The following is a 22,368-nucleotide window of genomic DNA, read 5'->3' as shown; positions in this document are numbered from 1 at the left end:
TGTCTGTCCGCCCACAACACACGCCGCAGGGCGAGATCCGGCGGCACGTGTTTAGCACGGGTCGCTAGGGTCAGAGGTGAGGGACCGGAAACACTCGCCGAGGAGCGCATACATCGTGCCTGCCAGCAACTCAGAGCAAGCCTCATTCACCTGGTCCGAGCTGGACCGCAAGGCGGTCGACACGATCCGCGTCCTCGCGATGGACGCGGTCGAGAAGGCCGGCAACGGCCACCCCGGCACCGCCATGAGTCTCGCGCCCGCCGCGTACCTGCTGTTCAACAAGGTGATGCGGCACGACCCGACCGACCCGCACTGGGTCGGCCGCGACCGCTTCGTGCTGTCCGCGGGCCACAGCAGCCTGACGCTCTACATCCAGCTCTACCTGACGGGCTACGGCCTCGGGCTGGAAGACCTGCGGTCGCTGCGCCAGTGGGGCTCGCTGACCCCGGGCCACCCCGAGCACGGCCACACCAAGGGTGTCGAGACGACCACCGGCCCGCTGGGCCAGGGCATCGGCAACGCCGTGGGCATGGCCATGGCCGCCCGCCGGGAGAAGGGCCTGTTCGACCCCGAGAGCCCGCTCTTCGACCACCACGTCTACACGATCGTCTCCGACGGTGACATCGAAGAGGGCATCAGCCACGAGGTGAGCGCGCTCGCCGGGCACCAGCGGTTGGGCAACCTCGTGGCGATCTGGGACGACAACGAGATCTCGATCGAGGACGACACCCGGATCGCCAAGAGCGAGGACGTCGCGGCCCGCTACACGGCGTACGGCTGGCACGTCCAGACCGTCGACTTCCGCAGCGGCCACGCCGACGAGGGCGACTACCGCGAGGACCCCGAGGCGCTCTGGCGGGCGATCGAGGCCGCGAAGGCCGTCACCGACCGGCCGTCGTTCATCGCGCTGCGCACGATCATCGGGTGGCCCGCGCCCAACAAGCAGAACACCGGCAAGATCCACGGCTCGGCGCTCGGTGCCGACGAGGTCGCCGCCACCAAGAAGGTCCTCGGCTTCGACCCGGCCCAGAGCTTCGAGGTCTCCGCCGAGGTGCTCGAGCACACCCGCGAGGCGGTCGCCCGCGGCCAGGCCGCGCACGCCGAGTGGGACAAGGCCTTCGCCGTCTGGTCGGCCGACCACGCCGACAGCCGCGCGCTGTTCGACCGGCTGTTCGCCCGCGAGCTGCCGGCGGGGTGGACCGACGCGCTGCCGGTGTGGCCGGCCGACGCCAAGGGCATCGCGACCCGGGCGGCCTCGGGCAAGATCCTGGAGGCCCTCGCGCCGGTGCTGCCGGAGCTCTGGGGCGGCTCGGCCGACCTGGCCGAGAGCAACAACACCACCATGAAGGGCGAGCCGTCCTTCGTGCCCGCCGAGCACGCCACCAAGGAGTTCCCGGGCGACGAGTACGGCCGGACGCTGCACTTCGGCATCCGCGAGCACGGCATGGGCGCGATCCTCAACGGCATCGTGCTGCACGGCGCGACCCGCCCGTACGGTGGCACGTTCCTGGTGTTCAGCGACTACATGCGGCCGTCGGTGCGGCTGGCGGCGCTGATGAAGCTGCCCGTCACGTACGTCTGGACGCACGACTCCATCGGCCTCGGCGAGGACGGCCCGACGCACCAGCCGATCGAGCACCTGACCGCGCTGCGGGCCATCCCGGGCCTCGACGTGGTCCGCCCGGCCGACGCCAACGAGACCGCCTGGGCGTGGCGCATGGCGATGGAGCACATCGACCGCCCCACCGCGCTCGCGCTGACCCGGCAGGCGCTGCCGACGATCGACCGTGACCGCTACGCGCCCGCCGACGGCGTGGCCCGGGGCGGCTACATCCTGTCCGAGGCGTCCAACGGCCAGCCCGAGGTGATCCTCATCGGCACCGGCTCCGAGGTGCAGCTCTGCCTGACCGCCCAGGAGCGGCTGGAGGCCGACGGCACCCCGACCCGGGTCGTCTCGATGCCCTGCCAGGAATGGTTCCGGGCGCAGGACGAGGCCTACCGGCAGAGCGTGCTGCCGCACGCCGTCAAGGCCCGGGTCAGCGTCGAGGCCGGCATCGCCATGTCCTGGCGCGACATCGTCGGCGACCTCGGCGAGAGCGTCAGCATCGAGCACTACGGCGCCAGCGCGCCGCACACGGTGCTCTTCGAACAGTTCGGATTCACCGCCGACAACGTCGTGGCGAAGGCACACGCCTCGCTCGCGAAGGTCGGCACCATCACCGGCACCACCACGGGCAACTGAGGGAGCGAAGGATCATGACCGACCGCCTGGCCGAGCTTGCCGCCGCGGGCGTCGCCATCTGGCTCGACGACCTGTCCCGCGTCCGGCTGAGCACCGGCACCCTTGACCAGTTGCGTCGCGAGCAGCACGTCGTGGGCGTGACGACCAACCCGACGATCTTCGCGAAGGCGCTCTCCGACGCCGACGCCTACGACGGTCAGGTCCGCGACCTGGCCACCCGCGGCGTCTCGACGGAAGAGGCCGTCCGCATGCTCACCGCGTACGACGTGCGTTGGGCGTGCGACGTGCTACGGCCCGCCTACGACGCCTCCGACGGCGTCGACGGCCGCGTCTCGCTCGAGGTCGACCCCCGGCTCGCCCGGGAGACCGCGAAGACCATCGCCGAGGCCAAGGGCCTCTGGTGGCTGATCGACCGGCCGAACGCGTTCATCAAGATCCCGGCGACCGAGGAGGGCCTGCCGGCGATCACCGCGGCGCTGGCCGCCGGCATCAGCGTCAACGTCACGCTGATCTTCTCGCTCGACCGCTACAGCCAGGTGATGGACGCGTACCTGGCCGGCATGGAGCAGGCCAAGGCCAACGGCCACGACCTGACCAACCTGGCGTCCGTGGCGTCGTTCTTCGTCTCCCGCTTCGACACCGAGATCGACAAGCGGCTGGAGAAGATCGGCTCCGACGAGGCCAAGGCGCTGCGGGGCAAGGGCGCGGTCGCCAACGCGCGGCTGGCCTACGAGCGCTACTCCGAGGTCTTCGCCGGGCCGCGCTGGCAGGCGCTGGCCGACGCGGGCGCCAAGCCGCAGCGGCCGCTCTGGGCCTCGACGTCGACCAAGAACCCGGACTACCCGGACACGCTCTACGTGGTCGACCTGATCGCGCCGGGCGTCGTCAACACCATGCCGGAGCCGGTGATCCACGCCTGGGCCGACCACGGCGAGACCCAGGCCGACACCGTCACCGGCAACTACGACGACGCCAAGCAGGTCATGGCCGACCTGGCGCGGGTGGGCATCGACCTCGACGACGTGTTCGACACGCTGGAGCGCGAGGGCGTCGAGAAGTTCTCGGCGAGCTGGCAGGAGCTGATCGACGGCGTCGACGCGTCCCTGAAGGCGGCCGCGAAGGCATGAGCACCTTCGGATTCGGTTCCGACGGAGTTCCGGAGAACGGCGACGACACCGGTCCGGCATTCGCCGACGGTGTCGTCGCCGCCGCCGGCATCGCCGTCTACGGCGCCGGCAGCACCGACGCGGCGGCCGCCCGCGCCGCGCTGGTCGACGCCGACGTGCCGGCCAAGCTGGTCGCCAAGGACGCCGCGCTCTGGGGTCCCGACGCGGAGGCCGAGGCGAAGATCCGGCTGGGCTGGGTCGACACCTTCCGCCGCAGCCGCGAGCTGCTGCCGCGGCTGGCCGAGCTCCGCACCGAGCTGGCGGACCTCGACCACGTGGTGCTGGCCGGCATGGGCGGCTCGTCGCTCGCGCCGGAGGTGATCACCCGCACGCTCGGCGTCGAGCTGACCGTCCTGGACACCACCGACCCGGCCCAGATCCGGGCGGCGCTGGCCGACCGGCTGGAGCGCACGCTCGTGGTGGTGTCCAGCAAGTCCGGCGGCACGGTCGAGACCGACAGCCACCGGCGGGCGTACTGGCAGGCGTTCCTCGACTCCGGCATGTCCGAGGCCGAGGTCGGCCGCCACTTCGTCATGGTCACCGACCCGGGCTCGCCGCTGGAGACCACCGCCCGTGAGCTGGGCGCCCAGGTGTTCCTGGCCGACTCCGAGGTCGGCGGCCGCTACTCGGCGCTGACCGCGTTCGGCGTCGTGCCCTCCGCCCTGGCCGGCGTCGACGTCGCCGAGCTGTTCGACCAGGCCGAGGACCTGCTCGCCGCGCTGCCCGAGGAGAGCGGCAACCCCGGCCTCGCGCTGGGCGCCGCGCTCGGGGCCGCCGCGCACGCGGGTCGCGACAAGGTGGCGCTGGTCTCCGACGGCACCGGCATCGTCGGCCTCGGCGACTGGGCCGAGCAGCTCATCGCCGAGTCGACCGGCAAGGACGGCAAGGGCATCCTGCCGGTGGTGATCGAGACCCCGGACAGCCCCGGCGCGCACGGCACCGACGTGCTCACGGTCACGGTCGGCGGCGCCCAGCCGCCGTTCGCCGTGCCCGGCGGCGGCGTCCGGCCCGACCTCGCCGTCAACGGCCCGCTCGGCGCGCAGTTCCTGCTCTGGGAGTTCGCCACCGCGATCGCCGGCCGCGTGATCGGCATCGACCCGTTCAACCAGCCCAACGTGACCGAGTCGAAGAACAACACGACCCGGATCCTCGCCGAGGGCCTCCCGGCCGAGTCGCCGTCGTTCGCCGAGGGCGCGATCGAGGTGTACGGCGGCGGCGGCGACAGCCTCGCGGCGGTGCTCGGCGCACTCGTGGATGGCATCGACCCGCACGGCTACCTGGCCGTGCTGGCCTTCCTCGACCGGTTCGGCGACGCCCGGGCCGAGCAGGCCCGCGGGCTGCTGGCCACCGCCTCCGGCCGACCGGTGACGTTCGGCTGGGGACCCCGCTACCTGCACTCGACCGGCCAGTACCACAAGGGCGGTCCGCAGGTCGGCTCGTTCCTCCAGATCACCGGCGCGGTCACCGAGGACCTCGCGATCGCCGGGAAGCCGTACACCTTCGGCGACCTGCAGGCCGCCCAGGCGGCCGGTGACCGCAAGGCGATGACCGACCGGGGACGACCCGTCGTCCACCTGCACCTCACCGACCGGGCGGCCGGCCTCGATCAACTGCTGCGCGCGTTGGCAAGCCTGCCCGCCAGCAAGGATTCACACTAGGAGCTGTGGTGAACCCGCTGCGCGATCCCCAGGATCGCCGCCTCCCGAGGATCCCGGAGCCGTGTGCTCTGGTGATCTTCGGCGTGACCGGCGACCTGTCTCGCAAGAAGCTGTTGCCGGCCATCTACGACCTGGCCAACCGGGGGCTGCTGCCGCCCGGGTTCGTGGTGCTCGGGTTCGCCCGGCGCGACTGGGGCGACGGCGACTTCGAGACCGTGGCGATGAACGCGGTCAAGAAGGGGGCCCGCACCCCGTGGCGTGAAGAGGTGTGGGCCCGGCTGGCCGGCAGCATCAAGTTCGTGCCGGGCGCGTTCGACGACGACGAGGCGTTCGACCAGCTCGCGTCGACCCTCGACGAGCTGCGCGACTCGCACGGCATCGCCGGCAACGCGGCGTTCTACTTCGCGATCCCGCCACCGGCCTTCCCGATAGTGCTCAAGCAGCTCGCGCGCACCGGGATGGCCGACAACGCCAAGTCCGGCGGGTGGCGCCGGGTCGTGGTGGAGAAGCCGTTCGGCAACGACCTGGCCTCGGCGAAGGCGCTCAACGGCCTGGTCGACGACGTGTTCACCCGCAAGGACGTCTTCCGGATCGACCACTACCTGGGCAAGGAGACGGTCCAGAACATCCTGGCCCTGCGGTTCGCCAACAACCTGTTCGAGCCGCTGTGGAACAGCAAATACGTCGACTCGGTGCAGATCACTATGGCCGAGGACGTCGGCATCGGCACCCGGGCCGGCTTCTACGACGCCGCCGGCGCCGCCCGCGACGTGCTCCAGAACCACCTGCTCCAGCTGATGACGCTGGTCGCGATGGAGGAGCCCACCAGCTTCGACGCCGCCGAGATCAGCACCGAGAAGCTCAAGGTGCTGCGGGCGATAAAGGTGCCCGGCGACATCCGCGACGAGACGGTCCGCGGGCAATACCTTCCTGGCTGGGTCGGCGGCGAGCGGGCGGTCGGCTACCTCGAGGAGAAGGACGTGCCGTCCGACTCCACCACGGAGACGTACGTGGCGGTGAAGCTCGGCGTGCAGAACCGCCGCTGGGCCGGCGTGCCTTTCTACCTGCGCTGTGGCAAGCGGCTCCCCCGCCGGGTCACCGAGCTGGCGATCATCTTCAAGAAGGCGCCGCACCTGCCGTTCAACCCGCACGACATCGAGATGCTCGGCGCCAACCAGCTCGTCGTGCGGGTGCAGCCCGACGAGGGCGTGGTGCTCAAGTTCGGCTCCAAGGTGCCCGGCACGACCATGGAGGTACGCGACATCGCCATGGACTTCGAGTACGGCGCCGCGTTCACGGAGTCGAGCCCGGAGGCGTACGAGCGGCTGGTGCTCGACGTGCTGGTCGGCGACCGCACGCTGTTCCCGGACGCGGCCGAGGTCGAGCAGAGCTGGCGGGTCATCGACCCGCTGGAGGACGCCTGGGACGGCACGACCCCCGAGCCCTACCGGGCCGGCGAATGGGGCCCCCACGCGGCCGACGAACTGCTGCGCCGCGACGGCCGGCACTGGAGGCGGGCATGATCGGACTCTGGGACACCACCGGCAACGAGGTCGTCAAGGCGCTCGCCACCGAGCGGCGCTCCGCGGGCGGCGTGGCCAGCGGGATGGCGCTGACCCTGATCGTCGTCGTCGACGAGAAGCGGGTCCGCGAGGCCGAGGCGGCCGCGACCATCGCCGCCTCGATGCACCCGTGTCGCCTGCTGATGGTGGTCCGCGCCGACGTCGAGCGGCCGAGCAACCGGCTCGACGCCGAGGTGGTCGTCGGCGGCCGGCTCGGCCCGTGCGAGGCCGTGGTCATGCGGATGTACGGCCGGCTCGCGCTGCACGCCGAGTCGGTGGTCATGCCGCTGCTCGTGCCCGACGTGCCGGTGGTCACCTGGTGGCACGGCGAGCCGCCGGAGCGGATCGCCAACGACTTCCTCGGCGTGGTCGCCGACCGCCGGATCACCGACGTCTCGCAGACCGAGGATCCGGTCGCCGCCCTGCGCCAGCGGGCCCGCGACTACGCGCCCGGCGACACCGACCTCGCCTGGACCCGGATCACCCCGTGGCGCACCCTGGTCGCGTCGGCCTTCGACACCACCGAGCAGCGACTGGTCGGCGCCCGGATCGAGGCGCCGAAGAAGGACCCGACCGCGGCGCTGATGTCCGGGTGGCTGGCCTCCCGGCTCGACATCAAGCCGCGGTGGGAAGACACCGACGCGTACCGGATCATGCACTCGGTCTGCCTGGTCGCCGCCAACAACGACGAGCTCTCGCTCGTCCGCGACCAGGACGTCGCGACGTTCATGCGGACCAACCAGGCGGAGCGGTTGCTGCCGCTGGTCCGCCGGCCGCTGGGCGAGGAACTGGCGGAGGAGCTGCGCAGGCTCGACCCCGACCAGGTGTACGCCGCGGCGCTGAGCGCGATGACCGGCGAGACCGGTCTCGACACGCGCCCGGCCCACCGCGTACACGTCTGGAAGGACCCGATGACCGCCGGCCACGCGCCCGGTCTCGGCCCCGGCATCGTCGGCGGCGGCCCGCCCACCCAGGTGGAGGACATGCCGCCGCGCACCGGCGACCGGGTCCGCCCGGCCTCGGCCGGCGCCGGCACGGCCCAGGGCTCGGCGCCGACCACGCCATCCTCCGGGAGCACCGACGCATGAGCGAGACCAGCGTCATCGTCCACTCCGACCCCGACGTCCTGGCGCACTCGGTAGCGGCCCGGCTGGTGGTCACCCTGATCGACGCCCAGGCCGAACGCGGCGCGGCGTCGTGGGTGCTCACCGGCGGCCGCATCGCCGGCGCGGTGCACCGCGCGGTCCGCGACTTCCCGGCCAGCGACGCGGTCGACTGGACGCGCGTCGACTTCTGGTGGGGCGACGAGCGGTTCCTGCCGGCCGGCCACCCGGACCGCAACGAGACCCAGGCGCGCGAGCAGCTCCTCGACGCGCTCCGGGTGCCGGCGGCCCGCGTGCACGCGATGCCACCCTCGGACGGCCCGGACGGCAACGACCCGGAAGCGGCCGCGGCCCGCTATGCCCAGGAGCTGGCCCGGGCGGCCCGCCCCGGCACGGCCCCGCTCCCCCACTTCGACGTGCTGATGCTGGGCGTGGGTGAGGACGGCCACGTGGCGTCGGTCTTCCCGGAGCACCCGGTGGCCTACGAGACGCGCCCGGTGAGCGCGGTGCGGGGCAGCCCGAAACCGCCACCGGTGCGCACGACGCTGACCCTGCCCACGATCAACACCGCCGACCAGGTCTGGCTGGTGGCCGCCGGCCCCGACAAGGCCGGCGCGGTCGGCATGGCGTTGACCGGGGCAGGCCCGGTGCAGCTGCCGGCGGCCGGGGTGCACGGCGTCAACCGCACGATCTGGCAGCTCGACAGCGCCGCCGCCACGCAGGTCCGCCGAACCTTCCGCAGCGTCCGCAGCTGACAATACGGGCGCTCGCGCCTGCGCCCGTGTTCTACGCTCTGTCCGCGCGGTGCCATCTCGCCACGGCGGCTTCGCCACCGGCGCGGCGGCGGCCGGCGGCCCGCTGGCGCCGCACGAGACCGCGCTGGCCGCACGGGCCGGTGTACCGGCGACCCGGGCCGCGCTGTTCGCCTGGTACCTCGGCGAGGCCGGCCAGGCGGAGTTGGGCGCGCTGCTGGACAGCGGCGCCTACCGCGTGGACCTCCCCGAGCAGGCCGCCCTGCTGACCGTGGCCTGGCTGCTGCGGGCGGGAGACCGCGCCCGCGCGCTCGCGGTGCTCGACGAGATCGGTGCGTACGCGGACCGGCTCGACTTCGCACCCGTTCCCGCCGCCACCTCGGCCCTGCGGGATCCGGCCGTGGCGTGGCGACAGCCGGCCGGCGCGGCGGGCGCGACGTTGGCGGCCCGGCTGGAGAACCCGCGCGTCGCGGCCATGCGGGAGGCCCTGACGGTCTGGAACCCGTTCGCCGACGAACTGCTCGAGCTCTGGCTGGCGGCCGGCGACGACGCGGTCCCGCCCGGCTGGGTCGAGCGGGCGGGCGCGCTGCTCGACCGCTACCGGGTGCTCGCGGTGCGGCGCGGTCTGGTCGACCAGGCGGTCGCGACGATGCTGGCGAAGCGTGGGCGCCCCGGCTCGGCCGGGCACGCGGCGCTGCGGTCCGCTCAGACCCGGCACGCGGGCCTGCCGGCGCATCACGAGCTGGGCCGGGTCGTGCGGGCCCGGCTCGACGCGTACGACCCGGCGGGCGGGATCGACGACGTCGACGCGATCTGTGCGCCGGTCACGGCCGGCGAGGCGGCCACGCACGGGGTGCCGGCCGGCACGCCGGTCCCCGAGCCGATCCGGCGGATCGTCCGGCGGGCGACCGCGGGCACCGTGGCCGAGCTCGTGGCGGCGGGCGTCCTCCCGAGTGCCGAGGTGCTCGCACAGTTGGTGCCGCAGATCAGCGGCACCGTCAGCGCGAGCGGCTACCCCGATGCCGCGCTGCGGGCGCTGGCCGCCGCGACCTACCGGGCGTTCCGGCGCCGCCGCTCGTTGCTGTTGCTCGACCTCCAGCACCAGGTGCGGTTGTTCGAGCTGCCCTGGATGGCCGCGCTGCGCCCGCACCGGGCGGTCGGCGACGACGAGCGCCACGACGCGCGGGAGACCCTGCGCCGGCTCGGCGAGCTGGCGTTGGAGCGGTTCCCCGCCACGCTGCTGCCCAACCCGCTGGTCGTCGAGCTCGCCGCGCTCGGCCGGACGGCCGGCGAAGCGCTCCCGTGGGTGGCGGAGCTCGCGGCCGACATCTTCATGGGCCGGTTCTCGGCCACGTTCGCCCACGCCGCCCGGCTCGCCGGCGACCTGCTGGCGGGTAGCCTCTACGCCCGCTACTACGACATCGACTACGCGGCGCTGCCCCCGCCGGCCGAGTCGAACCGCGAGCTGGCGCCGTTCGACGAGCTCTGCCACCGGCGGGCCGGTCCGGAACACCGCGGCTGGTCGGTGGCGGGCAACGGCATGGTGATCGAGCAGGCGCAGATCCTGACCACGCACAACCTCGCGACCTTGGCCGGTCCGCTGGCGGTCGTGCCGGCCGAGGGCTGGGCGAGCCTGGCGCGGCGCGCGTTCGCGACGGTGGTGCGGCTGGCCGGACAGCTCGACGACAATCCCCGCCCCCTACGCACGGTCAAGGACATCGCGTACGCCTGGCGGCAGATGATCTTTTTCTTGTCACTCTCGGAGAGCGTGGACCCACGGACCGTGCTCGGTCAGTTGCGCGAGGACCTGGCGGCGGCACCCGGGCCGGTCCGCGAGCGGCTGGCGCCCGCACTGACCGGCCTCGGGTACGTCGCGCACGGCGGCCGCTTCGACGGCGACCGCACCCCGGCCGGGGTCGTCGGCTCCTGGGCTGGACGACGACCCACCACTGGCTGCTGGGCTAGACCCCGCCGCGGCGTTGGCGCAGGTTCGCCAGCGCCTCGGCGAGGATGGCCGCGCCGTCCGCGTCGGTGCGCCGTTCCTTCACGTACGCCAGGTGGGTCTTGTAGGGCTCCGGGCGTTGCCGGCCGGGCGGGTTCGCGGCGTCCAGGCCGGCGGGTTGCCCGCAGCGCGGGCAGTCCCAGGTCGCCGGAGGGGCCACCTCGGCGGCGAGGGAGATCTCTACGGTGTGGTCGTTGGCGCACCAGTAGGTCACCGGGCGCCGCGGTGCGGGCTCGCACCGCTCGCTGGGGCGGATCGGGCCGGAACCGACCCTGGTGCCACGGATTGCGCTGCCGCTGGGCACGGTATGTCGCTCCTGTCGTCGTGCGGGGTCGGCCGCGGGGAATGCGGCTTCGCGACGCGGTGAAGCGGAACAGACGTGAGCTGGAAATACATTCATGCGCGGCCCGGAACCTGGTCCGGACCGCGCACGATTTTACGACTATTTGGTCGGGATCGGTGCTAGCTGGCGACGGCGAGTTTGAGCCAGAGGCCCAGACCCACGATGCACGCGAACCAGACGATGCCCACCAGAATGGTGTAACGGTCGAGGTTCTTCTCGGCGATGGACGAGCCGGCGAGGTTCGTGCTGACGCCGCCGCCGAACATGCTGGACAGGCCGCCGCCCTTGCCGCGGTGCAGGAGGACCAGCATCGTCAGCAGCACGCTCGTGATGATCAGCAACACGATCAACGTGTAGGCGAATGCGATCGGCATGGCGGTGGGTTGTCCTCTCGACGTGACGCGACTTCGCAAGGATAGCGGCCGGGTCCGCGTGGTGCGGACCCGGCCACCCATGCCTTTACTTCTTGATGTGCTCCGGGAACCGGACGATCTGCACGAACTCGTCGGCGTCGATGCTCGCGCCGCCGACCAGGGCACCGTCCACGTCCGGCATCTCCATGATCTGGGCCACATTGGCCGCCTTCACGGAGCCGCCGTACAGGATGCGGGTGGTCTCGGCCGTCTCGGTGTCGAACCGCTCGGCAAGGCGGCTACGGACCGCGCCGCAGACCTCCTGCGCGTCGTCCGGGGTCGCGGTCTTGCCGGTGCCGATCGCCCAGACCGGCTCGTACGCGATCACAACTTTGCGGACCTGCTCGGCCTTGAGACCGTCGAGGCCGGCGTCGAGTTGTGCGACGCAGTGCCCCACGTGCGCGGCCGACTCGCGGACCTCGAGCCCCTCACCGATGCAGAAGATCGGGGTGAGCTCGTAGGTCAGCGCCGCCTGCACCTTCGAGTTGACCACCTGGTCGTCCTCGTGGTGGTACTGCCGGCGCTCGGAGTGCCCGACCACGACGTAGGAGCAGCCGAGCTTGGCCAGCAGCGGGCCCGAGATGTCGCCCGTGTAGGCGCCACCCTTGTGCGGCGAGAGGTCCTGCGCGCCGTACCCGATCAGCAGCTTGTCGCCGTCGACCAGGGTCTGCACGCTGCGCAGGTCGGTGAACGGCGGGATCACCACCGTCTCGACGTCGGTCAGCTGCTGCTCGTTGAGGCTGAAGGCCAGCTTCTGCACGAGCGCGATGGCCTCGAGGTGGTTGAGGTTCATCTTCCAGTTGCCGGCCATCAGCGGCCGGCGCGACTGCGGCGCCATCAGGACTCCAGAGCGGCGATGCCGGGAAGGCGCTTGCCCTCCAGGTATTCCAGCGAGGCTCCCCCGCCGGTCGAGATGTGGCCGAACGCGTCCTCGTCGAGGCCGAGCGCGCGCACCGCGGCCGCGGAGTCGCCACCGCCGACGACCGTGAGGCCGTCGACCTTCATGATCGCCTCGGCCACGCCCCGGGTGCCGGCCGCGAACGGCGCCAGCTCGAACACGCCCATCGGGCCGTTCCAGAACACCGTGTGGGCGTCGGCGAGAGCTCCGGCGAACGCGGCGACGCTGGCGGGGCCGATGTCGAGCCCGAGCCGGTCGGCCGGGATCGCGTCGGCGGCCACCACGTCGTGGTCGGCGTCGGCCGAGAACTCGGTCGCGGCCACCACGTCGGTCGGCAGGACGATCTTGTCGCCACCGCGGGCCAGCAGGTCGCGGCAGGTGTCGAGCATGTCCTCCTCGAGCAGGGACTTGCCGATCTCGTGGCCCTGCGCCTTGAGGAACGTGAAGCACATGCCGCCGCCGACCAGGAGCTTGTCGACCTTGGGGAGCAGCGCCTCGATGACGGCGAGCTTGTCGGAGACCTTCGCGCCGCCGAGCACCACCGCGTACGGCCGCTCGGGGCTCTCGGTCAGCCGGGCCAGCACCTCGACCTCGCGCAGCACCAGGCCACCCGCGAAGTGCGGGAGCCGGGCCGGCACGTCGAAGACGCTCGCGTGCTTGCGGTGCACGGCACCGAACGCGTCGTCGACGTACGCCTCGGCGAACGCGGCGAGCTGGTCGGCGAACACGCCCCGCTCGGCGTCGTCCTTGCTGGTCTCGCCCGCGTTGAAGCGCAGGTTCTCGAGCAGCAGCACCTGGCCGCCGCCGAGGGACGCGACCTTCTCGGTGGCATCCGGGCCGACGGTGTCGGTGGCGAAGTGGATCTCGCCGCCGAGCAGCTCACCGAACCGCTTCGCGACCGGCGCGAGGGTGTACTTCGGGTCGGGCGCGCCCTTCGGGCGGCCCAGGTGGGACATGACGATCACCGCGGCGCCCGCATCGCGGAGCGCCTCGACGGTCGGCAGGACTGCCCGGATGCGGCCGTCGTCGGCGATCACACCGGGGTTGTTCTTCTCGAAGGGGACGTTCAGGTCGGCGCGCACCAGGACGCGCCGACCCGCGACTCCCTCCGCAAGGAGATCGTCAAGCGTCTTCATGATGGTCAGAGCGAGGCCCCGACGAGCTTGACCAGGTCGACCAGGCGGTTCGAGTAGCCCCACTCGTTGTCGTACCAGCCGACGACCTTGACCTGGTTGCCGATCACCTTGGTCAGGCCCGAGTCGAAGATGCACGACGCCGGGTCGGTGACGATGTCGCTGGAGACGATCTCGTCCTCGGTGTAGGTCAGGTAGCCGTTGAGCGCACCCGCGGCGGCTTCCTTCATCGCGTTGTTGACCTCTTCGACCGAGGTCTCGCGGCCCACGTTGACGGTGAGGTCGGTGGCCGAGCCGGTCGGGATCGGCACGCGCAGCGCGTAGCCGTCGAGCTTGCCCTTGAGCTCCGGCAGCACGAGGCCGATCGCCTTGGCGGCACCGGTCGAGGTCGGCACGATGTTCAGCGCGGCGGCCCGGGCCCGGCGGAGGTCCTTGTGCGGGCCGTCCTGCAGGTTCTGGTCCTGGGTGTACGCGTGGATCGTGGTCATCAGGCCGTGCTCGATCGTGAAGGTGTCGTTGAGAACCTTCGCCATCGGCGCGAGGCAGTTCGTGGTGCACGAGGCGTTCGAGATGATCGTGTGCTTCGCGGGGTCGTAGAGGTTGTCGTTGACACCCATGACGACCGTGAAGTCCTCGTGCTTCGCCGGCGCGGAGATGATGACCTTCTTGGCACCGCCGTCGACGTGCGCGCGGGCCTTGGTGCCGTCGGTGAACAGGCCGGTCGACTCGATCACGACGTCGGCGCCCAGGTCGCCCCAGGGCAGCTTGCCCGGGTCGCGCTCGGCGAACACCTTGAACGTCTGGCTGCCGACCGAGATCTCGTCGGAGGTCGCCTTCACCTCGTACGGGAGCCGGCCCAGGATCGAGTCGTACTTCAGCAGGTGGGCGAGGGTGGCGTTGTCGGTGAGGTCGTTGGCGCCGACAAGCTGGACGTCCGCCCCGGAGGCGAGGACGGCCCGGAAGAAGTTGCGGCCGATGCGGCCGAAGCCGTTGATGCCAACCCGGATGGTCACAGGTTTCATCTCCTTGATGAATGAGATTGCCGGCCGCCGCGATCTCCGCGTACGCCGGCCGGTGTTAGAACCGGTTGCCGGCCCCGTCGCCGTACCTGACGACCCTATCTGAGACGCGTCTTGCCTGGCGCGGCAGGTAGCTCGTCAGACCACCAGCATGTCGGGCGTCACAGCGGCTTCCGTGTCCGGAATGCCCAGATCGCGGGCCCGCTTGTCGGCGAGCGCGAGCAGGCGCCGGATCCGGCCGGCGATCGCGTCCTTGGTCAGCGGCGGGTCGGCCAGGGCGCCCAGCTCCTCCAGGGAGGCCTGGCGGTGGTCGAGCCGCAGCTTGCCGGCCGAGGTCAGGTGGTTGGGCGCGTCGTCGGCGAGGATCTCCAGCGCCCGGGTGACCCGGGCCGCCGCGGCCACCGCCGCGCGCGCCGAGCGGCGCAGGTTGGCGTCGTCGAAGTTGGCCAGGCGGTTGGCGGTCGCCCGCACCTCGCGCCGGACCCGGCGCTCCTCCCAGGCCAGCACGCTGCTGTGCGCGCCGATCCGGGTGAGCAGCGCGGAGATCGCGTCGCCGTCCTTGACCACGACCCGGTCGACGCCGCGGACCTCGCGGGCCTTGGCGGTGATGCCGATCCTCCGGGCGGCGCCGACCAGCGCCAGCGCCGACTCCGGGCCCGGGCAGGTGATCTCCAGCGCGCTGGAGCGGCCGGGCTCGGTCAGCGAGCCGTGCGCCATGAACGCGCCCCGCCAGGCCGCCACCGAGCAGCAGACGTTGCCGGAGACGACGTGCTGCGGCAGGCCCCGGACGGGACGGCCGCGGACGTCGAGCAGGCCGGTCTGGCGGGCCAGGATCTCGCCGTCCTTGACCACGCGCACGATGTAGTGGCTGGCCTTGCGCAGGCCGCCGGAGGCCAGCACGTGGATCTCACTCGGGTAGCCGTAGACCTCGGCGATCTCCCGGCGCAGCCGGCGCGCGACCGCCCCGGTGTCGAGCTCGGCCTCGACCACCACCCGGCCCGAGACGATATGCAGGCCGCCGGCGAACCGGAGCAGCGCGGCCATCTCGGCCCGCCGGCAACACGGTTTGGGCACGTCGACCCGGCTCAGCTCGTCCTTGACCGCGGCGGTCATCGCCATAACTAATCGTCACCTCGCGTGCCGGTTCTCCGGCCCGAAGCCGGTGGGTTCTCACGTGCTTAACGACTGGCACCCAGGACAGGCACCAGGGCCGCCCCGAGGGCCTCGGGATCATGTCGGGGACTCCCGTCGGCGACCGCCACCGGGGCGAGCACCAGCCGCGCACCCAGCGATTCTGCCGCACGACGGACGGGTTCGGGGTCACCGACGGCGGTCCCGTCGGCGAGAACCGTGTCGACTTTCAGCTCCGGCAGGTACCAGCGCAGCGCGGCCAGGTGATCAGCAGCCGACAGGCCCCACGTCTCGGGCTCGGCGGCCAGGTTGAGCGTCACCAGGCGGCGCGCCCGGCTGGCCACGATCGCGGCGGCCAGCTCGGGCACCAGCAGGTGCGGGATCACGCTGGTGTACCAACTGCCCGGACCGAAGATCAACCAGTCGGCTTGCTCGACCGCCGCCACCGCCTCGGGACACGCCGGAGGGTCGGCCGGAGTGAGCCGGACCGCCTCGACATGGCCGGGCGCGACCGCGACCGCGTGCTGCCCGACGACGGTGAGCAGCATGCCCGGCCTTCTGGGGTCCGCACCCCGGATGTCGGCCTCGATGCCCACCGCCTTGACCGCCATCGGCAGCACCCGGCCGGAGGCGTCGACCATCCGCGCCGCGTGATCCAAAGCGGACACCGGGTCGCCGAGCTGTTCCATCAGGCCGACGAGTACCAGATTTCCGACAGTGTGGCCGTCGAGCGGGCTGTGGTCGCGGCCGTCCGGCGCGAACCGGTGCTGGAAGAGCTCGGCGGTCTGCCTCGTGTCGGGGCGGTCGGCGGCCAGCGCGGCCAGCGCCTGGCGCAGGTCGCCCGGGGGCAGCGCGGACCGTTCGGACCGCAGCCGGCCGCTGGACCCGCCGTCGTCGGCGACCGTCACCACGGCGGTGATGTCGTGGCCCTGCCCCCGCAGGGCACGCAGCGAGGCGGACAGGCCGTGGCCGCCTCCGAACGCGACGACGCGCATCACTCGCGCCCCAGGTCACGGTGCTGGGCGGAGGCCGACAGCCGGGACTCGCGCAGGCGGGTCGCCAGCTCCTCGGCGATCGCGACGCTGCGGTGCTTGCCGCCCGTGCAGCCCACGGCCACGGTCAGGTAGCGCTTGCCCTCGCGCTCGAAGCCGGGCGCGGTGCCGAGGATCAGCCGGGCGTACGTGTCGACGAACGGCACCGCGCCGTGCTGGCCGAGCACGTAGTCGCTGACCGCCTCGTCGCGGCCGGTCTGGTCGCGCAGCTCCGGCACCCAGAACGGGTTGGGCAGGAAGCGCGCGTCGAGCACGAAGTCGGCGTCGGGCGGCAGGCCGTATTTGAAGCCGAAGCTGAGCACGGTCACCCGCAGGCGCCGGGCGTCTTCGCCGCCGAACATCTCCTCGACGCGGCGGCGGAGCTGGTTGACGTTGAGGTGGCTGGTGTCGATGATCACGTCGGCCTGCTCGCGGGCCTCCTCGAGCAGCTTGCGCTCGGCGGCGATCCCGTCTGCCAGCCGGCCGTCGCCCTGCAGCGGGTGCGAGCGACGGACGCTCTCGAAGCGCCGGATCAGCACGTCGTCGGCGGCGTCGAGGAACACCACGTGCGGGTTGAAGCCACGCTCCTTGAGCGCGTGCACCGCGCCCGTCAGGTCGGCGGAGAACGCGCGGCTGCGCACGTCGAGCACCATGGCCGTGAGCCGGGCCGGGCTGCCGGCGGCGTAGGCCAGCTCGGCCATCTCCAGCATCAGCGCCTGCGGCAGGTTGTCGACGACGTAGAAGCCGACGTTCTCCAGCGCGCGCGCCACCGTGCTCCGGCCGCCGCCCGAGACGCCGGTGACGATCACGAGCGTCGTGTCGGACCGGTCCAGCTCGTCGTGCTCGCGCTCACCCACGACGCGAAATCCTAGGCATCGCGGTAAACATCGGACTCATCGCCCTCTTCCGTCCCGGGCGCCGCCTCCGGCGCCGCCGTCTCTGGTGTCGTCTCCGTTTCCTGTGTCGACTCCGCCGGCGTCGCCGGATCGCCGCCCAGGGCTGCCTTGATCGCCTCGGCGGTGACCCGGCCGATGCCCGGCACCGAGGAGATCTCGTCGACCGAGGCCGCGGTCAGGCGCTTGACCGAGCCGAAGTGCCGCAGCAGCGTCTTGCGGCGGATCTCGCCCAGCCCCGGGATGCTGTCGAGCTGGGACACGGTCATCCGCTTGGAACGGCGCTGCCGGTGGAACGTGATGGCGAAGCGGTGCGCCTCGTCGCGTACGCGTTGCAGCAGGTAGAGACCCTCGGACGTGCGCGGCATGATGACCGGGAACTGATCGTCGGGGACCCACACCTCTTCGAGGCGCTTGGCCAGGCCGCACAGCGCGATGTCGTCGATGCCCAGGTCGCGCAGGACCGCGGCGGACGCCCGCACCTGGGGCTCGCCACCGTCGACCACGACGAGCTGCGGCGGGTACGCGAACTTGCGCGGCTTGCCCGTGCGCGGGTCGATGCCGGGCCGGTCGGGATCGATCTCCATCTCGTCGCCGAGCTCGCCGGTCTCGGCCCGGGCGTCGAGGTAACGGGCGAACCTGCGGCGCAACACCTCGGAGATCGCGGACAGGTCGTCGGTCGCACCCCTGATGACGAAGTGCCGATATTCACTCTTGCGGGCTAACCCGTCTTCGAAGACGACCATGCTGGCGACGACGTCGGTGCCCTGGATCTGCGAGATGTCGTAGCACTCGATGCGCAGCGGCGCCGTGTCCATGTTGAGCGCCTCGGCGATCTCCTCCAGCGCCTGGCTGCGGGTCGTGAGGTCGGCGCTGCGCTTGAGCTTGTGCCGGGTCAGCGCCTCCTGCGCGTTGCGGGCCACCGTCTCGAGCAGGGCCTTCTTGTCGCCCCGCTGCGGCACCCGCATCGTGACCCGGCTGCCCCGGTGCTGGCTGAGCCAGTCGGCGAGCGCGTCGACGTCGGCCGGGACCGCCGGCACCAGCAGCTCGCGCGGCACGTCGGTCTCGCCCTGCTCGCCGCCGTAGACCTGCGAGCAGAAGTGGTGCACCAGGTCGCCGGTGCTCAGGTCTTCGGTCTTCTCCACCACCCAGCCGCGCTGGCCGCGAACCCGGCCGCCGCGGACGTGGAACACCTGGACGGCCGCTTCGAGGGGGTCCTCCGCGAAGGCGACCACGTCGGCGTCGGTGCCGTCGCCGAGCACGACGGTCTGCTTCTCCATGGCCCGGCGGAGGGCGGCGACGTCGTCGCGGAGGCGGGCGGCCCGCTCGAACTCGAGCTGCTCGCTGGCCTCGAGCATCTCGCGCTCCAGCCGGCGTACCAACGTGTCGGTCTTGCCCGCCATGAAGTCGACGAAGTCGTCGACGATCTGCCGGTGCTCGGCGGCGGACACGGAGCCGACGCAGGGCGCCGAGCACTTGCCGATGTAGCCCAGCAGGCACGGCCGGCCGATCTGGCCGGCCCGCTTGAAGACGCCCTTGGAGCAGGTGCGCGCCGGGAAGACCCGGAGCAGCAGGTCGAGCGTCTCGCGGATGGCCCAGGCGTGTGAGTAGGGGCCGAAGTAGCGGACGCCCTTGCGCTTGGCGCCCCGCATCACCTGGAGCCGGGGGAACTCCTCGTCGAGCGTGACGGCCAGGTAGGGGTAGGACTTGTCGTCGCGGTAGCGGACGTTGAACCGCGGGTCGTATTCCTTGATCCAGGTGTATTCCTGCTGGAGCGCCTCGACCTCGGTGCCGACGGTGATCCAGTCGACGGAGGTCGCCGTGGTGACCATCTGGCGGGTGCGCTGGTGCAGCCCGAACGGATCGGCGAAGTAGGAGTTGAGGCGGCTGCGCAGGCTCTTGGCCTTGCCGACGTAGATGACCCGGCCGGTCGCGTCCCGGAACCGGTAGACGCCCGGAAGGTCCGGAATCGAGCCCGATGGGGGCCGGTAGGTCGACGGGTCAGCCACGGTGGAAAGCGTATCGCTCGCCTGTGACAAGATCCTTTGATCTTGGTGGCCGACCCGCCGGCCCTCCGTCAAGCCAGGACGATGTCGTCGCCCTTGACCGTGACCTGGCGCTCCGTCAGGGCCCGGGTGGCCGGCCCGTTACGCGGCTCGCCGGTGTCCAGCGAGAACTTGCTGCCGTGGCAACTGCAGTTGATCGTGCCACTGTCGACGCTGGCGATCGGGCAACCCTGGTGGGTGCAGACCGCCCGGAACCCGTGGAACTGCCCCGCGGTCGGCTGCGTCACCACCATCTCGGTCGCCGCGAAGATCGCGCCGCCTCCGACCGGCACGTCGGCCACCTTGCCCACGACCTCGCCGCCACCAGTGTCGCCGCTCGGCTCCTCCGCCTGGTCGGTGGGTTCCGGGTTGCTGCCACCGTTGGTGGCGGCCCCGGACCCGGCCGGGTCGTCACTGCCACAGGCCGCCAGCACGGACACGGCCCCCACCGCTCCCACGCCGGCCAGCAGCGTGCGCCGGCTGGTCACCGCCTCTTCCCTACTCATCCGCTATGCCTCTCCTCGGCCGCACGGTCGGTTGAATGTTTGACTTCCCCGCCAACCCATACGCAGGTCGGCGGCCCCCGGTTCATCACGCGCGGGTCAGGACATTTGGTTCGAGGCACGATACTGATTGAAGCTTGTGCCCTGCTGGGAGGCGGTCGAGATAGAGATACACGTCGCGTCGCTCGCGCTTTTGCCGCCGACGCTGCCCGTGGTCCGTCAACTCGGTCGGTTGGCCGAGGCCGAGCCGTGGTTGGCGTCGCTGCCGGCCCTGATCTCGGAGGTCCGCGACGAGTTCGGCCTGTCGCTGTCTCCGCCGGTGCACGGTGGCTCGTGCAGCTGGGTCGCACCGGCGGCGCTGCCGGACGGCGCCCCGGTGATCGTGAAGATCGGGTGGCCACACCGGGAGATGCTCGGCGAGCCCGCAGCGCTGCGACGTTGGGCGGGCCACGGCGCCGTGCGGTTGCTGGCGGAGGACCCTGTCCGGCACGCGCTCCTCCTGGAGCGATGTGTGCCCGGGGAGCCGCTGGGCTCAGCGGGCCTGGACGCGGCCTCCGCCCTGCGGGCGGGTTGCGGCGTCCTTCGGCAGTTGTGGAACGTGCCGCCTGCGGGGACCTTCGAGGAGTTGGGCACGGTCACCGCCGAGTGGGCGGACCTGGTCGAGGAGCGAATGGCCGTCGTGCGGCCGGGCTACGACCCGGGACTGGTAGCCGAGGGCGCCCGCCTGCTCCGCGAGTTGCCGGCGTCGGCCGACCGCACGGTCCTGCTGCACGGCGACTTCAACCCGGGCAACATCCTCTCCGGGCGGTCGGGGACCTGGCTCGCGATCGACCCGAAACCGATGACGGGAGACCCGGCGTACGACCCGTGGCCGCTGCTGGAACAGATCGACGACCCGTTCTCGACGTCTGACCCGGCCCGGGAGCTCCGCTCCCGCATCGCGCTGCTGGCCGCCGAGCTGTCGATATCCGGCGACCGCATCGCCCAGTGGTCCGCAGCCCGCCGAGTCGAAACGGCCCTGTGGGCAGCACACCACGGCAACGTCGAGGGCGGCGCGGCCATCATGCGCGAGGCCCGAACGCTGGCGAACCTATGAGCAAACAGGCTAGGTCGAGTACGGCGGACGCTGGTTCTGGGCCTACGACGTGATCATCGGCGAGGCGGGCCACGTAGCCACGGAGGCCATCACGCGGCTGATCGACGACAAGCTGCCACCGACCCCACACCCCGACCGGCACTGGCTCTTCGGCATGGAAGGCGGCCCGTCAACGCTCTGACCGCGGCGCCTCATCAGGTCGCACGGGAGGGGAATGTCGCTCCGCACAGGGTCCGCCCGCGCGTTCACGCAGAGACGAAGGCGTGTTCTGCGGACCGTACGTGTTGTTGCACGTACGGACATGCAACAACACGTAGGTCCTGGCAGATGCTGCGGCCGGGATGGCCGACACATCCCGACATCGACGGCAGGGCCACGCATACCGCCGTCATCGGCAATGCGCGACCTGGGCCGGCACGGCAGGCGTGGCCGAGTCCTTGTCCGCGGACCCACGTCTCCACCGTCGACCCGATCCGGGCGCTGCGCCCAACCCCCTGACCGCACGCCCGCACGGCAGCCGCAGATGCCGATCGAGGCACCAAGCCCACGGCCCAAAGCCAGGCCGACGTCCCGGCCTCCGAACCCTCCCCAGCGCGTCGCGAGTCGCAGCCCTCAACCGGATGCGGGACGCGATGCCCAACTACCACCGGCCGCGCGCCGCCGATCCGGGCGCCAAGCGCTTACCCGCCGGGCGGTAGTGGGCGCTCACTCACCTGCGGTTGGTAAGCGCTTACTAACCGCAGGTCGTGAGGCCCCAACTGCAGCCGCAGATCGCGAGCTAGGTGGGAAGCCCACGATCCGAAGCCACGCCACGTCTCCGCCTTCGAACCAGCGCGGGCGCGGGGCCAACGATCACAAACCGCGCGCCCGCTCGGCAGGCCGCCGAGCCCGACGATTCCCCAGCGCGTCGCGCGTGTCCCCAGCGCGTCGCGCGTGCCAACCCTCGAACCGAAATGGACGCGAAGCCCGACCGCCCTTAGCCGCGCGCCAGCCGGCAACACCGATCCGGGCGCCGAACCCGACGATCCCCAGGCCGTCGCGCGCGAATCGATATGGACGCGAAGCCCGATCGCCCTTGGCCGCGCGCTCGCGCTGTGGCCGGCAACCCCGATCCGGCGCCAGGCCCCAACCACCCGTGACCGCACGCCCCCGACCCGGGCGCCGAACCCGACGATCCCAGCGCGTCGCGCGTACCAACCCTCGAACCGAAATGGACGCGAAGCCGGACCGCCCTTGGCCGCGCGCTTGCACGGCGGCCGACAACCCCGATCCGGCGCCAGGCCCCAACCACCCCTGACCGCGCGCCCCCGATCCGGGCGCCGAGCCCAACGACTCCCTAGCCGCGCGTCCGCGTCGTGGCCTTCGAGCCGGTCCGGGC

General features: G+C 72.0%; 18 protein-coding genes and 1 pseudogene. 8 read left to right on the top strand and 11 right to left on the bottom strand.

The window, feature by feature from the left end:
- Positions 1–199: 199 nt before the first annotated feature.
- From tkt to pgl, 6 genes and pseudogenes are all read left to right on the top strand, one after another.
- Positions 200–2,242 carry a transketolase gene (gene tkt / locus CHC05_RS29165; protein WP_218824714.1) on the top strand — a complete coding sequence of 681 codons (2,043 nt, stop codon included), beginning with the start codon at positions 200–202 and terminating at the stop codon, positions 2,240–2,242.
- Positions 2,243–2,256: 14 nt separating this feature from the next.
- Entirely contained in the window at positions 2,257–3,369 is a 1,113-nt protein-coding gene (tal, locus tag CHC05_RS29160) for a transaldolase (RefSeq protein WP_089253808.1), read from the top strand.
- The gene (locus CHC05_RS29155; protein WP_144022823.1) at positions 3,366–5,066 is read left to right on the top strand and encodes a glucose-6-phosphate isomerase; all 1,701 of its coding nucleotides are present in this window, start codon (positions 3,366–3,368) and stop codon (positions 5,064–5,066) included. Before tal ends, CHC05_RS29155 begins: the two co-directional genes overlap by 4 nt.
- Positions 5,067–5,071: 5 nt before the next feature.
- The gene (zwf, locus tag CHC05_RS29150; protein ID WP_089253807.1) at positions 5,072–6,589 is read left to right on the top strand and encodes a glucose-6-phosphate dehydrogenase; all 1,518 of its coding nucleotides are present in this window, start codon (positions 5,072–5,074) and stop codon (positions 6,587–6,589) included.
- Positions 6,586–7,557: pseudogene (locus CHC05_RS29145) on the top strand (glucose-6-phosphate dehydrogenase assembly protein OpcA); the annotation flags it as partial. The gene zwf and the pseudogene CHC05_RS29145, both read left to right, overlap by 4 nt.
- 155 nt (positions 7,558–7,712) lie before the next feature.
- Positions 7,713–8,486, top strand: coding sequence for a 6-phosphogluconolactonase (gene pgl / locus CHC05_RS29140; RefSeq protein WP_089253805.1), 774 nt, complete (start codon positions 7,713–7,715; stop codon positions 8,484–8,486).
- A gap of 31 nt (positions 8,487–8,517) precedes the next feature.
- Here pgl and CHC05_RS29135 read toward each other — a convergent pair whose 3' ends face one another.
- The 11 genes from CHC05_RS29135 to CHC05_RS29080 all read right to left on the bottom strand — a co-directional run bounded on the left by CHC05_RS29135 (position 8,518) and on the right by CHC05_RS29080 (position 19,897).
- On the bottom strand, positions 8,518–10,059 hold the full coding sequence (locus CHC05_RS29135; RefSeq protein ID WP_144022822.1) for a hypothetical protein: 1,542 nt from the start codon (positions 10,057–10,059) through the stop codon (positions 8,518–8,520).
- 385 nt (positions 10,060–10,444) lie between these two features.
- Entirely contained in the window at positions 10,445–10,885 is a 441-nt protein-coding gene (locus tag CHC05_RS29125) for an RNA polymerase-binding protein RbpA (protein ID WP_425426858.1), read from the bottom strand.
- A gap of 62 nt (positions 10,886–10,947) precedes the next feature.
- Positions 10,948–11,202 (bottom strand): preprotein translocase subunit SecG, encoded by a 255-nt coding sequence (secG, locus tag CHC05_RS29120; protein WP_089253801.1) that lies wholly within the window; start codon positions 11,200–11,202, stop codon positions 10,948–10,950.
- Positions 11,203–11,287: 85 nt separating this feature from the next.
- On the bottom strand, positions 11,288–12,079 hold the full coding sequence (gene tpiA / locus CHC05_RS29115; protein ID WP_089253800.1) for a triose-phosphate isomerase: 792 nt from the start codon (positions 12,077–12,079) through the stop codon (positions 11,288–11,290).
- The gene (locus CHC05_RS29110) at positions 12,079–13,275 is read right to left on the bottom strand and encodes a phosphoglycerate kinase (RefSeq protein ID WP_089253799.1); all 1,197 of its coding nucleotides are present in this window, start codon (positions 13,273–13,275) and stop codon (positions 12,079–12,081) included. The genes tpiA and CHC05_RS29110 overlap by 1 nt, the downstream gene beginning before the upstream one ends.
- Positions 13,276–13,280: 5 nt before the next feature.
- Complete coding sequence (gene gap, locus CHC05_RS29105; protein ID WP_089253798.1) at positions 13,281–14,285, bottom strand: type I glyceraldehyde-3-phosphate dehydrogenase; 1,005 nt, start codon at positions 14,283–14,285, stop codon at positions 13,281–13,283.
- Between the two features lie 144 nt (positions 14,286–14,429).
- Entirely contained in the window at positions 14,430–15,410 is a 981-nt protein-coding gene (gene whiA / locus CHC05_RS29100) for a DNA-binding protein WhiA (protein WP_089253797.1), read from the bottom strand.
- Positions 15,411–15,469: 59 nt separating this feature from the next.
- A complete protein-coding gene (locus CHC05_RS29095; RefSeq protein WP_089253796.1) occupies positions 15,470–16,417 on the bottom strand; it encodes a gluconeogenesis factor YvcK family protein in 948 nt (315 codons plus the stop codon).
- Complete coding sequence (rapZ, locus tag CHC05_RS29090; RefSeq protein ID WP_179266428.1) at positions 16,417–17,310, bottom strand: RNase adapter RapZ; 894 nt, start codon at positions 17,308–17,310, stop codon at positions 16,417–16,419. The genes CHC05_RS29095 and rapZ overlap by 1 nt, the downstream gene beginning before the upstream one ends.
- 11 nt (positions 17,311–17,321) lie before the next feature.
- Positions 17,322–19,355: an excinuclease ABC subunit UvrC gene (uvrC, locus tag CHC05_RS29085; protein WP_089253795.1), complete on the bottom strand. Its 2,034-nt coding sequence runs from the start codon at positions 19,353–19,355 to the stop codon at positions 17,322–17,324.
- Positions 19,356–19,423: 68 nt separating this feature from the next.
- Complete coding sequence (locus CHC05_RS29080) at positions 19,424–19,897, bottom strand: Rieske (2Fe-2S) protein (RefSeq protein WP_089253794.1); 474 nt, start codon at positions 19,895–19,897, stop codon at positions 19,424–19,426.
- Between the two features lie 136 nt (positions 19,898–20,033).
- On the opposite strand from CHC05_RS29080, the gene CHC05_RS29075 reads away from it, so the two are divergent.
- Both CHC05_RS29075 and CHC05_RS43150 read left to right on the top strand, forming a co-directional pair.
- Positions 20,034–20,990: an aminoglycoside phosphotransferase family protein gene (locus tag CHC05_RS29075; RefSeq protein WP_245871285.1), complete on the top strand. Its 957-nt coding sequence runs from the start codon at positions 20,034–20,036 to the stop codon at positions 20,988–20,990.
- 49 nt (positions 20,991–21,039) lie between these two features.
- On the top strand, positions 21,040–21,171 hold the full coding sequence (locus tag CHC05_RS43150; protein WP_281257739.1) for a hypothetical protein: 132 nt from the start codon (positions 21,040–21,042) through the stop codon (positions 21,169–21,171).
- Positions 21,172–22,368: the final 1,197 nt, after the last annotated feature.

The organism is Asanoa hainanensis, assembly GCF_900188485.1.
GTDB classification, from domain to species: Bacteria; Actinomycetota; Actinomycetes; order Mycobacteriales; family Micromonosporaceae; genus Asanoa; species Asanoa hainanensis.
This window is presented reverse-complemented; position numbering and strand designations above follow the sequence as displayed.

What these genes read in the sequence shown, in the direction of transcription:
- pgl (WP_089253805.1), top strand. Translation starts at nt 7,713, where the DNA reads ATGAGCGAGACCAGCGTCATCGTCCACTCCGACCCCGACGTCCTGGCG.
- secG (WP_089253801.1), bottom strand. Translation starts at nt 11,202, where the DNA reads ATGCCGATCGCATTCGCCTACACGTTGATCGTGTTGCTGATCATCACG.
- CHC05_RS29125 (WP_425426858.1), bottom strand. Translation starts at nt 10,885, where the DNA reads ATGAATGTATTTCCAGCTCACGTCTGTTCCGCTTCACCGCGTCGCGAA.
- CHC05_RS29155 (WP_144022823.1), top strand. Translation starts at nt 3,366, where the DNA reads ATGAGCACCTTCGGATTCGGTTCCGACGGAGTTCCGGAGAACGGCGAC.
- tpiA (WP_089253800.1), bottom strand. Translation starts at nt 12,079, where the DNA reads ATGGCGCCGCAGTCGCGCCGGCCGCTGATGGCCGGCAACTGGAAGATG.
- whiA (WP_089253797.1), bottom strand. Translation starts at nt 15,410, where the DNA reads ATGGCGATGACCGCCGCGGTCAAGGACGAGCTGAGCCGGGTCGACGTG.
- CHC05_RS29095 (WP_089253796.1), bottom strand. Translation starts at nt 16,417, where the DNA reads ATGCGCGTCGTCGCGTTCGGAGGCGGCCACGGCCTGTCCGCCTCGCTG.
- tal (WP_089253808.1), top strand. Translation starts at nt 2,257, where the DNA reads ATGACCGACCGCCTGGCCGAGCTTGCCGCCGCGGGCGTCGCCATCTGG.
- CHC05_RS29110 (WP_089253799.1), bottom strand. Translation starts at nt 13,275, where the DNA reads ATGAAGACGCTTGACGATCTCCTTGCGGAGGGAGTCGCGGGTCGGCGC.
- CHC05_RS29080 (WP_089253794.1), bottom strand. Translation starts at nt 19,897, where the DNA reads ATGAGTAGGGAAGAGGCGGTGACCAGCCGGCGCACGCTGCTGGCCGGC.
- tkt (WP_218824714.1), top strand. Translation starts at nt 200, where the DNA reads ATGGACGCGGTCGAGAAGGCCGGCAACGGCCACCCCGGCACCGCCATG.